Origin of the sequence: Malonomonas rubra (assembly GCF_003247215.1) — a bacterium.
In the GTDB taxonomy this organism is placed as follows: domain Bacteria; phylum Desulfobacterota; class Desulfuromonadia; order Desulfuromonadales; family Geopsychrobacteraceae; genus Malonomonas; species Malonomonas rubra_A.
In genome coordinates this window covers 1-11,771 of record NZ_QKAP01000146.1, presented here as the reverse complement: position 1 = coordinate 11,771, position 11,771 = coordinate 1, and the positions used below count along the sequence as shown (strand labels likewise).

9 protein-coding genes are annotated in these 11,771 nt (G+C 50.8%); all 9 read right to left on the bottom strand.

Going from position 1 to position 11,771, the window contains the following annotated elements:
• Positions 1-72 precede the first annotated feature (72 nt).
• Entirely contained in the window at positions 73-459 is a 387-nt protein-coding gene (locus Q7J88_RS14905; protein ID WP_303723030.1) for a DUF2914 domain-containing protein, read from the bottom strand.
• Positions 460-500: 41 nt separating this feature from the next.
• Entirely contained in the window at positions 501-1,664 is a 1,164-nt protein-coding gene (locus Q7J88_RS14900) for a phosphopentomutase (RefSeq protein WP_303723029.1), read from the bottom strand.
• A 1-nt stretch (position 1,665) separates the two neighbouring features.
• The gene (gene deoC, locus Q7J88_RS14895; protein ID WP_303723028.1) at positions 1,666-2,337 is read right to left on the bottom strand and encodes a deoxyribose-phosphate aldolase; all 672 of its coding nucleotides are present in this window, start codon (positions 2,335-2,337) and stop codon (positions 1,666-1,668) included.
• Positions 2,337-3,518: a bifunctional glutamate N-acetyltransferase/amino-acid acetyltransferase ArgJ gene (gene argJ / locus Q7J88_RS14890; protein WP_369682056.1), complete on the bottom strand. Its 1,182-nt coding sequence runs from the start codon at positions 3,516-3,518 to the stop codon at positions 2,337-2,339. The genes deoC and argJ overlap by 1 nt, the downstream gene beginning before the upstream one ends.
• Positions 3,519-3,521: 3 nt before the next feature.
• Positions 3,522-5,219, bottom strand: a complete 1,698-nt coding sequence (locus tag Q7J88_RS14885) for a response regulator (protein WP_303723026.1) — start codon at positions 5,217-5,219, stop codon at positions 3,522-3,524.
• Between the two features lie 21 nt (positions 5,220-5,240).
• Entirely contained in the window at positions 5,241-7,931 is a 2,691-nt protein-coding gene (gene secA, locus Q7J88_RS14880; protein WP_303723025.1) for a preprotein translocase subunit SecA, read from the bottom strand.
• Positions 7,932-8,179: 248 nt separating this feature from the next.
• Positions 8,180-9,049, bottom strand: coding sequence for a M23 family metallopeptidase (locus Q7J88_RS14875; RefSeq protein ID WP_303723024.1), 870 nt, complete (start codon positions 9,047-9,049; stop codon positions 8,180-8,182).
• Positions 9,050-9,370: 321 nt separating this feature from the next.
• The gene (locus Q7J88_RS14870) at positions 9,371-10,444 is read right to left on the bottom strand and encodes a cytochrome c3 family protein (RefSeq protein ID WP_303723023.1); all 1,074 of its coding nucleotides are present in this window, start codon (positions 10,442-10,444) and stop codon (positions 9,371-9,373) included.
• Positions 10,445-10,604: 160 nt separating this feature from the next.
• The coding region (locus Q7J88_RS14865) for a cytochrome c3 family protein (RefSeq protein WP_303723022.1) at positions 10,605-11,771 on the bottom strand (1,167 nt) is incomplete at its 5' end.

The window sequence follows — 11,771 nt, the reverse complement described above, 5'->3', positions numbered from 1 at the left end:
AAGAAGTAACATATACTTATCAAATAATAAAAAAGGCGGCCCGCCTGGGCCGCCTTTTTTATTATTCCAACTTTATTCCAGCGCGAACGATATCGTTTTCAGTTCACGTCCGTCTTCAGAAAACACCACAACCTTCCATTGCCCTGCCCATTGCGGCAAAAAACGCTTTGAAGAATATGTCCGCCAATCTGCCGAACCGATAGGCAAATTAACCCGCGCCAATTCGTTATCTTGATAGTACCAAACATGGGTCACCGATGTATCCTGATCTGCTCCGACAATTCTGGTAAAGCAAAACAGCTTGCCATAATCGGCAGGATACACTTCTACCTTATCGACCGGCATCTGGTTTTCTATACCAGTAGTAATCACTGCATCCGCGACATGAACTTCTGCTGCGGCCTTAAAACTGAACAGGAGGCAGAAAAGCACCAACAAAAAACATCTCTTCTTTCCCATCAAAACTATCTCCTATTTCTGCGAGGCGGATAAAACCAAGGTCACTTAAGCTCTGCAAGAAAACTTTGCCCTTGCAAATCAACCCGGAAGTTTTGCGCAACGGTCGCGCCTACATCAGCAAAAGATTGTCTTACCCCAAGACTTCCTGACTGTTTCAACACAGGCGACCACACCAGCAAAGGAACAAATTCACGGGTATGATCGGTTCCCTCAGTAGTGGGGTCACAACCATGATCTGCCGTCACAATCAGCAGGTCGGAATCAGTCATCTTAGAATAAAGTTGAGGCAACCAATTATCAAACGCCTGCAATGCCTCGGCAAACCCATCAGCGTCCAAACGATGCCCGTACAGCATATCAAAATCAACCAGATTGGTCATGAGCAAACCTGATTTAATTTTCCCAAACACCTGCAGGGTCTTTTCCATTCCTTCAGTGTTATTTTTGGTCGAAAAGCTTCTAGACAACCCTTGCCCGGCAAAAAGGTCGTTGATTTTGCCGACGCCTAAAGTCTCGACACCAGCCTGCTGGAGTCTCTCTAACAAGGTTGTCCCTGCTGGCCGCCGCGGGAAATCGTGCCGCCCGGAAGTACGTTTAAAATTGTCCGCCGAGGTTCCGATAAACGGCCTGGCAATTACCCGGCAAACGTTATAGGGCAAAAGAATCTTCTCAGCAATCCGGCAGATATCGTAGAGTTGCTCCGGTGGAATGACCTCTTCATGGGCTGCGATCTGAAAGACTGAATCGCTGCTGGTATAAATAATTGGCCGGCCGCTTTGCAGATGCTCCTCACCCAGCTGTAGCAAGATGTCAGTGCCGCTGGCAGCAATATTGCCAAGCGGCTCCAGCCTGGTGGCAACCGTAAAGGCATTTATTATTTCTGCGGGAAAACCGTCGGGAAAAGTCGCGAATGGTTGCTCAAGGGTCACCCCGGCCAACTCCCAATGCCCAGTTACCGAATCCTTCCCGGGACTCTGTTCTGCCATTTTACCCCAATAGCCACAGTTAACGGGCACCGGTTCGACACCTTCGATTGAAGCGATTTTCCCAAGTCCCAAACGGGCCATCTGCGGCAACACCAAGCCACCGACAGCATCTGCTACATGCGGCAATGTTGCGGCCGTTTCATCTCCATATTCGGCCGCATCCGGCAAGGCGCCAACGCCGACTCCGTCCAAAACAATCAGAACAATTCGCTGGAACATATCAATCTTTACAATTTTGCAACTTGTGCCATGCAGATACTATTTTAACACCCGAACTGGTGCCAACCCGGGTGGCACCAGCAGCGATCATTTCCCAGAAGCAAGAAAGATCACGAATCCCGCCTGCCGCCTTCACGCCGATCCGGCCAGCAGCGGTTGCCGCCAGTAAGCGCACATCGGCAACCGTCGCTCCGGATGGACCGAAACCGGTTGAGGTTTTCACATACGCTGCTCCGGCTTTGACCACCACTTCAGTCGCCCGTCGCTTCAAATCATCATCGAGATAGCAGCATTCGATAATCACCTTTACCGGTACCTGTTCAGACGCCAGCACGATCTGGGAGATTTCCTCTTCTACCAAAAGCAAATTTCGCTCAATCAATCTGCCGACCGGAATGACCATGTCGATCTCTTCAGCCCCCAAAGCCACCAGCTCAGAGGTTTCAGTAACTTTCTGGTGCAGCGTGTTATAACCGCAGGGAAAACCGACGACGGTACAGACCTTGACCTCGGAACCGTACAGGCGCTTTACGGCAAATGGAACAAAAGCCGGCGGAAGGCATACCGACGCGAAGCCATACTCCACCGCCTCCTCGCAGAGAACGGCAAACATCGCCTCGGTCGCATCCGGTTTTAACAGGGTGTGATCGATGAAAGGAGCAGGGTTGATCATCAGGTGCGATAATCAGCGTTAATCTTGATGTATTCGTAGCCAAGATCAGAGGTGTAATAACTGCTGACCGCCTCCCCCTGGTTTAGCTCGATACTAACGACAAACTCATCCAGTTTGAGAACATCGGTCGCCTCTGCTTCCAGTTCCGGGCCGGTTGATAAACCATTTCTGACAACCAGAATCTGGTTGAACCTGATATCAATCTTATTCTGGTCAACCTCAATGCCTGAGTAGCCGACTGCAGCAATAATCCGCCCCCAGTTGGCATCTTCACCAAAAAAAGCCGTCTTAACTAATGAAGAAGTTGCGACCGATTTTGCAACTGTCCTCGCCTCCTCTTCGGATGCGGCACCGGTCACCCGAATTTCCACGAGTTTGCTTGCTCCTTCGCCATCTCGAACAATCATTTTCGCCAGATCCAGCAGGACTCGGTCGAGATACTGACAGAAGCACTCGGCGACCTCGCTCCCCGGCTGAATCTCTTCTCCACCCGCAGCGCCGTTCGCCAGAAGCAACACCAAATCGTTGGTCGAAGTATCACCATCAACCGTAATCGAATTAAAACTATTCTTAACCGCACGGCGCAGTGCGCTATCAAGCAACTCAGGCGCAACCTTGGCATCAGTCATGACAAAACCAAGCATAGTGGCCATATTCGGATGAATCATCCCAGCGCCCTTGGCCAAACCAAGCACCGAGTAACCATCCCCTTTCGCCGAAGCCACCTTGGTAAACGCATCGGTGGTCATGATCGCTTCGGCAACAACTGTGACTTGGTCTGCAGCTAGCGTTTTAACCAACTTAGGAATTCCCTGAGCAAAAGGCGCAATCGGCATCTGCACGCCGATGACGCCGGTTGAAGCAACGGCAACCAAATCTTCGGCGATTGACAGTTCCCTTGCCAGTATCGCAGAGGTCTCTCTGGCAATTTGTAAACCTGCCTCGCCGGTGCAGGCATTGGCATTGCCACTGTTAACCAGCACAGCCTGACAAAATCCGGCCGTGACTCGCGGTTGGGTGAGCTGCAAAGGGGCCGCTACCACCTTGTTGCGGGTGAACACACCCGCGACCCGCGCAGGTTGATTCGAATAGATCAAGGCCAAGTCTAGTTTGCCCGATTTTTTAATGCCGCTGGCCATCCCCGTAAAGCGGTATCCCGCCGGAATATCAAAAAAACTCATCATCTAACCTTTAAGCTGATTGTAAGTCGCTTCGGTCGGCAGCAACATACCAAAGCAAGTCCCTTCCCCCTCGACCTCTTCAAGGAAGATATCCCCCTTCATCCGATCGACAACAACTTTGACCAAGGCGAGGCCGATGCCTACTCCATGAGGTTTTTCGGTATCGATATCGCCCAACTGGGTATAAGAATTAAAAATAGTGTTACGTGCCTCCAGAGGCACCGTCTGGCCCTCGTTGAAGATCTGCAGATAGACATATTCCAAGCCATCGAACATCCGTGATGCGGCCTTAACCCGCACCTTGCCGCCATCCCGGTTGAATTTTACGGCATTATCGATCAGGCTGTTGAAGGCCATGCCGAACTTCTCCTGATCGCCGTAAACCTCCGGCAGATCTTCCTCAATATCGATGTCAACCTCAAGACTGCGGGCCGTCATTTTCTTGTTGTAGTGCTGGAAAGAATCCGCCACCGGCCAAGGGACCCCGAATGACTTCCAGCGCCAGACCTCACGCTCCGATTCAATCGAGAAAAGGCGCAACATGCCGGTGATCAGCTTTTCCAGGCGCTCCCCCTCCTCACGCACCAAGCGAAGGTGATCCTTAAACTCTTCTTCGGTTAACTTCTCGTAAAAAGTCAGGGACAGGTCGACATACCCCAGAATCGAGGTCAACGGCGTCTTCAGCTCATGGGATAGGTTGCAAACCAACCGGGTCCGCGCTCGATTCATCCGGACCAACTCGTCGTTGGTGCGCTCCAGGGTCGCCGCTTGCGCTCGCAGGCTGTTGACCAGCTCGAAGTTCTCCATCGCCAAGGCAACCTGGTTGGCAATCGCCATCAGCAAATTCTGGTCTTCAAGATCGAATGATTCACCAGAACGTTTGTTGTTGACGTTGATGACACCGACAATATCGTCTCGAACAATGATCGGCACCGAGAGCAACGATTGGTCCTTGTAACGCTCACCGGAAACATGGCTCTTAAAACGGCTGTCATGATCTAGGTTGGAGATCAGAACTGGTTCCCGGGTTGCCAGTACATGACCGGAAATCCCTTCTCCGGCGGCAACCCGGACTGTGCTGATAATCTCATCAGACAAACCACGCGCCGCAGCGATGTGCAGGAGGCCATCGTCCTCCACTAACATCAATGACGCAACTTCAACGTCAGCCGAGTCAACGATCGAATCAAGAATCAGATCAAACAGCTCCTGCAGATCACTGCCGGTGCTAGCAGTCTCGCCGATCTTTTTCAGTAAAACCAGATCGGCCATGCGCCGTTGTGCCTCCATCCGGGCCCGACTCTGGTTGAGGGCGTGACGATAGGCGCTAAACCCCTGCTTGACCGCCTCCATAACCTCTTCCTGGGAAAAAGGCTTAATCAGATAATCGAGGGCGCACTCTCGCAAAACCTGACGGGCAACGATAAAATCCTGCTGCCCGGAGATCATGATGACCTGAACTTCAGGGGTATGCTGCTTGATCATCCGCAGCACTTCAACACCGTTGATATCAGGCAACGAGACATCGCAGAATACCAATGCGATGTCCTCCCGATCCAGAATTTCAGTCACCTGATTCCCGGTCTCCGAACGGATCACCCGATAGTTTCTACTTTCCAGAACATCTTGCAATAAATCCAGAATCAGCGGGACATCATCTATCAGCAGAATCGCAGGATCGACTTGTGGTTGTTCCGTCATCGCTTCACCCGTTTCACTACCCTACTTACCGCAGCACTTTTTGTATTTTTTGCCGCTGCCGCAGGGGCAAGAGTCATTCCTGCCGACCTTATCTTGTTCGCGGACCGATGGTTTGCGACCTTCATCTTCCCCACCGACACGATTCAGTGAAACCTGCTGCTTGCGCTGCTCAGCCTCCATCTGCTCTACTTCCTCTTCCCGCGCTAGCTGTACGCGGAATAGCTTCTGAAGAACCTCCTGCCGGATACGCCCCATCATCTCAATAAACAGGCTGTATGCTTCTCGCTTGTATTCTTCTTTCGGATTCTTCTGCCCATAGCTACGCAGACCGATCCCTTCTTTTAAATGATCGACCGAAAGCAAATGATCTTTCCACTGCGAGTCGATCGCCTGCAATAGCAGCACCCGCATCAGGTGCTTCATCAACGGCGGGGTAAAATCCTCCTCTTTATATTCAAGGCGGCCCTCAACCTGCTGTTTCAGCAACTGTTCCAAATCAGCCCGCTTGACGGTTGACCGATCGACAGAAGAGTAATCCGGCAAAAATGCAAATTGATTGGCAAAATCTTCGGTCAAACGATCCCAAGCCCATTCCGTTGCAGAAGTTTTGTCCGGACAGAAAGTAGCGATGATATCCTCAACCGTATCGGCACAAATCCCTAGGATGGTCTCCTTCAACTCGTCTCCACCCAACACCTCACGGCGCTGAGAGTAAATCACCTCACGCTGCCGGTTCATGACATCGTCATACTCAAGCAGATGCTTCCGAATATCGAAGTTATGGGCTTCGACCTTCTTCTGCGCATTCTCGATCGCCTTACTGATGATACCGTGTTCAATCGGTTCACCTTCCGGGATCTTCAATTTTTCCATCACGTAAGCGACCCGCTGGGAGCCGAAAATCCGCAACAGGTCATCTTCAAGGCTCAGATAAAAACGGCTTTTCCCTGGATCTCCCTGCCGCCCGGAACGACCACGCAGCTGATTGTCGATCCGCCGGGATTCATGCCGCTCGGTGCCCAAAATATATAAGCCACCAGCATCGAGAACCTCCTGTTTTTCAAGCTTGCACCGTTCTTGGTAACTGGGTAACACCTCTTGGAAACAAGTTTCTGGATCGGCCGCGTTAGCCGCTTCGGCTTGCGCCATCATCTCCGGGTTACCGCCGAGCACGATATCGGTACCACGACCCGCCATGTTGGTGGCAATGGTTACCGCGCCCTTACGGCCAGCTTGGGCGACGATATAGGCTTCCCGTTCGTGCTGCTTAGCGTTAAGGACATTATGTGGAATACCCCGCTTTTTCAACAAAGTTGAGAGCACCTCCGATTTGTCGATGGAGATGGTACCAACCAGCACCGGTTGCCCATCCTTGTGGCATTCAGCAATATCCTCAATGGCAGCCAGAAATTTTTCTTTTTCCGTCTTGTAGATAACATCAGACATATCCTGACGCAGCAACGGCTTGTTGGTTGGGATGACAGAAACATCCAGCTTATAAATTTCGTTAAACTCAACCGCTTCGGTATCTGCGGTACCGGTCATCCCGGCCAGTTTTTCATACATGCGGAAGTAGTTCTGGAAGGTGATGCTCGCCAGGGTCTGGTTTTCGCTGGCGATCTTGACACCTTCTTTCGCTTCAACCGCCTGATGCAAACCGTCACTCCACCGCCGACCTGGCATCAAACGCCCGGTGAACTCATCAACAATATGTACTTCACCGTCCTTCACCACATAATCTACATCCCGCTTAAATAGAGCGTGTGCCTTCAGGGCCTGGTTGATGTGGTGCAGCAGGTTCATGTTGCGCGGCTCGTAGAGATTGTCTATATTCAACATCTTTTCGACCTTGGTGACACCTTCTTCCGTCAGGGCCGCCGACTTGGATTTTTCGTCAACGGTATAATCACCGGTATGCCTTTTGATCGTCTGGCCTATTTTACCGTCCCGCTCCTCAGTCGTTTCCCCCTTATCCAGTCGGGGGATAAGACGGTCCGCCAGCTGATAGAGATCACTGGAGGTTTCACTCGGCCCGGAAATAATCAATGGCGTCCGGGCCTCGTCGATCAGGATCGAATCGACCTCGTCAACAATGGCATAGTGCAATGGCCGTTGCACATACTCCTCGAGATCGAACTTCATATTGTCCCGTAAATAGTCAAACCCGAACTCGTTGTTAGTGCCGTAAGTGATATCAGAGCTGTAAGCTGCCTTGCGCTCTGCATCGTTTAAACCGTGCACGATGCAGCCGACCGAGAGACCAAGAAAGCGGTAGAGCTTCCCCATCCACTCGGCATCCCGTTTAGCCAGATAGTCGTTGACCGTAACGACATGCACACCCTTGCCGCTGAGCGCATTCAGGTAGCAGGCCAAGGTTGCAACAAGGGTTTTCCCCTCGCCGGTTTTCATCTCGGCGATCTTGCCCGAGTTGAGTACCATACCGCCGATCAACTGCACATCAAAGTGGCGCATGCCAAGGACCCGCTTACTCGCTTCGCGCACCGTAGCGAAAGCTTCTACCAGTAACTGATCGAGAGTTTCGCCATCATTCAGCCGCTGGCGGTATTCAATTGTTTTCGCCTGAAGCTGTTCATCGCTTAACGCTTCAAACTCTTCTTCAAGCGCATTAATCCGGGCAACTTGTGGCTTAAGCCGCTTTAGTACCCGCTCGTTTTTACTACCGAAAATTATTTTTAGTAAACCACCGATCATTTTCTAATCAAACTCCGACACCTGCAACTTAACCACAGGAAATTATTAAATTATTAAAACAATTATCACTAGAACGACGACCAAAACAAAAGCACCCACAATGGCCGGCATAGTAGCATAGAGAAAGAGAAGGGAACAAGAACAATGAGAGCTAAAACACTGAGATTATGGGCCTTGTGACAGCCAACAAACGGTATAGAAACGCAACAACAAAAAAGAACAAAATAAAAGAGAAAGAGTGTTTGCGACTAAAGGGTTTTACGGGGATCGATCGGAACACCGTTCAACTGTACTTCATAGTGAACATGCGGTCCCGTCGAAAGACCGGTATTGCCGACTTCAGAAATTTTCGTCCCTCGCTTCACACGCGCACCACGCTTGACCAGAATTTTCGAATTGTGGGCATAAAGCGTACGATAGCCATAGCCGTGATCAATAATAACCGCCTTACCGTAACTCTTCGAGTATTCGACTCGAGCTACGACCCCATCTCCGGTGGCAAAAACCGGTGTGCCCGTATTCGCGGCGATATCGAGACCTTCGTGGATTCTTCTGCCGACCTTTCCGATCGGAATCTGGCGCATGCCGAAGTAGGAAGTGATCCATCCTTTCGTCGGCCAACCCATCGGTGTTGCCCGGCTGAGAGAATTTTTATCGTTCAGCAGATTACGTACATCCTCCTGGCTTTGCCGACGGAGATCGATGGCAACCTGCAACCGGTTAATTTGCTGTTGGATCTCATCAACAACTCCGATGGTGCCACCATCGGGAATTCCGCCGACAGCAACCGGAAGTGCCTTGGGTGAACTTTCAACGTCCGCCAACTGACGAACTCTGGCTTCCGTTTCAGCCAGATGGGCCAATTCATCACGCATCAATTCAACATCAAGGCTAAGCCGTTGCAGATCGTATCGCTGCTGGCCGTTAACCAGACGCAACCTTTGCAGTTCAGACTTTTCAAATTCGTTATTAAATTGGCAATATGTCAGAAAGGAAAGAAGACCAACACAGAGCAAAGTAACCGTCAGGGCACAGGTCATAACCCAACGCCGAACATGAATTCGGCGAATTTTCTCCCCACCATCGGGAACGATCATGACTGTAAAACGCTTTGCCACAGAGACTCCTTAACCATAAGACGTTACAAATGTTAACAGAAACCAATATTAATAGAAACCAATATCAATGTCAACCCCCTCCCCCCGGCAAGCGACGTACTCTAGCATATTCCTACAGGAATATACAAAAATCATATAAGCAGCTTCGAAGAACCATCTGGGACGATCTTGATCAACCCCATCTTTTGTTTGTGGATAGAACCGAAAAACATAGAAAAATAACAAGCAAACTATTCCACCACTATGAAAATAAACTATTCACACGTCCAAAAAAATGGCCAACCCAAATGGGTTGGCCATTTTCACAATAGAGAAAATGAATTACGGAATAACGGCCGGCTCAACACCGTCTTTTGATGTATGGCAGAGGAAGCAACCAGTGCCAGCCGTCGCACCTGCAGTACCTGCATCCATCCCCGCATAACTCCAACGTAACAAGTCTTCATAGGGAGAACCATGAGCGCGATGGCAAGAAACACAGGTAACGATCTTCTGCTGATAATCGCTATCGACAGCAGAAGTCGTCATAACGGTAACTGTCAAGTTGGCAGCTACCGGAGCCTGCATGTCATACTCATAAGCAGCATACTCTGAGGTACCTGCGAGCATCATCATGTCGATATCAGTTGGGTGACGCAGCCAAGGATTGGACATCACTCCTTCGCCAACATTATTGTTCTCGCTGCTGTGAAATTTGCCATGACACTGACCACAAAGAGAACTGATCGTTGCTCCACTATCAACCTCGTTGGCACCAGCCGCCAGACGATCGACACCATGGTAAACATTGTGATCCGCATCGGCATCACCTTCCCAGTCATCGTCCTCTACACCTAAAACTCCCTTCAAAAAGCGGTAGCTTTTGCCAACAGTTGTGCCATCAATCGTCGCGTCGCTCTCGTGGTGCGCGCCACTGATTGCACCAAACTTGGAGAGGGGCTGATTAAAGGCATCAGAATGCTCTCCATGACAACCGTTTACCCCGGCACAGGTTAAGGCACCCCATGTTGTAGGGAGTCCGACCGACTGAGCAATCGTCACATCATAGCCGGGAGGAGAAGTCAAGTCGACGGCGTGGCCAAATTCGCTTAGGTCGACAATATTGTGGCCAGTCGTTTTATCATTCGCCACAAAATGAAAAGTACCACCTGCCAGCGTATTACCAGTAGTCCCAGGCTCGGTGTAAAATTGCCCATCGACCTGTGGGATGAGAGTGTAATCGGGACCTGCAGAAGTATCGATATTGGTATTGCGTGTTGCATCAGCATGACACCCAGTACAGCTACCCGCCCGCAGCAGGGCAGCAGCACCAGTAAGTTCTGTGCTATCGAAACGCATCGACAAGCCCCCCTGGCTGTTGTGCATGGTGTGGCATTCCACGCAAGAGCCATTCACTGCCGCTAATGCGCTCCCGGCACATAACATGAGTCCTAAACTTAAGAATACAACTATTTTTGTTTTCATTTTTTACCTCCCCAATCAGAGCCCTGACCATCTGGGCACCCTTATTTTGCAGTTAGATTTTATTTGACAGATTTCCTATTTAGATTCAGATTTAGTCCTTGCCCGTGTGACATGAGAAACAGCCGCAGGGATTTTCAACTGTCGCAGCCACACCGGTATTGCAGTCGTTCATGTAATCCCAACGCAGCATATCGGGATAAGGGGAACCGTGCGGGCGGTGACAAGAGATACAGGTAACCACATCCGAGCCGACATTGACTTCGGTACCGTAAATCGATCCGGCTCCCAGGTTGGTTAAAGCTACTGGCGCCAGTGGATCGTAGGTTGTCGCGTACGCATATTCGCGCTCGTTTGGGATGACGACATCGGAAGGATGGCGAATCCAGGCTCCCGGGCTCCCCATTCCACCTCCCGGTTCGGCATATCCATTTTCATGGTGAAAGTTGGAGTGACAGCCACTGCAATATGCGCCGATGCTGTTATCGGCAACAGAGCCGGGATACATGTCTTCTCCCTCAGCATGTTGATAAGCTGTTGTGGTGCCTTTATAAACATTGTGATGAGCGTTCGGGTTTTGTTCCCAATCGGGGTCTTCGATCCCGGAAACAGCCGGCTGGGCGAGCAACTCTTCACGTAAGCTCTGTACGGTGTTGCGGTTGGTCAACATCGTAACACCACTCAGGAAACGATACCAACCATCTCCACTGTCAACAGCATCATTCGGGTCGCCATCGTCAGCATGGTGCGCAGGGAAGTGACAACCACGGCAACCGCTGGTCGGAGTCGCCAGAGTTGCGTGGCAATCACCCATGCAGGAGAATCCGCCAGGAGCAACCCTTAAATTACTGTCGGCTTCGTTGATTCCGCCCCTCAACCCATAAACATTATGTCCGAACTGATCGCCCTCTTTGGCAACCCAATAGAAGTTGCCTCCGGCGAGAGCTGAGCTGGTGGAACCATCGGGGGGATATGTCGGCGCTGAAGCGGTGAACACGATCGGTACTCGCGAAGTATTTCCAGTGCCGATGTTCAGAATCGTCTGGTTGCCGTTGGGGTTAGTATGGCAACCAAGACAGTCGGAGGTGAGCAGGTTCATTTGTGCGACATTGCTGTTGTCTGAAGTGTCGACAACAGTATTGCCGTCCTGGCTGTTATGCATGGTATGGCAATTGACACAATCACCGGTGACCGCTGCTAACAGGAACACTGAAGACGAACTGAGCAGTACTAACGTTGCCAGAAACAACAACGCAATTCG

Excerpts from the sequence above, each read along its gene's own strand:
- argJ (WP_369682056.1), bottom strand. The coding sequence starts at position 3,518 with ATGAGTTTTTTTGATATTCCGGCGGGATACCGCTTTACGGGGATGGCC.
- deoC (WP_303723028.1), bottom strand. The coding sequence starts at position 2,337 with ATGATCAACCCTGCTCCTTTCATCGATCACACCCTGTTAAAACCGGAT.
- Q7J88_RS14900 (WP_303723029.1), bottom strand. The coding sequence starts at position 1,664 with ATGTTCCAGCGAATTGTTCTGATTGTTTTGGACGGAGTCGGCGTTGGC.
- Q7J88_RS14885 (WP_303723026.1), bottom strand. The coding sequence starts at position 5,219 with ATGACGGAACAACCACAAGTCGATCCTGCGATTCTGCTGATAGATGAT.
- Q7J88_RS14905 (WP_303723030.1), bottom strand. The coding sequence starts at position 459 with ATGGGAAAGAAGAGATGTTTTTTGTTGGTGCTTTTCTGCCTCCTGTTC.
- secA (WP_303723025.1), bottom strand. The coding sequence starts at position 7,931 with ATGATCGGTGGTTTACTAAAAATAATTTTCGGTAGTAAAAACGAGCGG.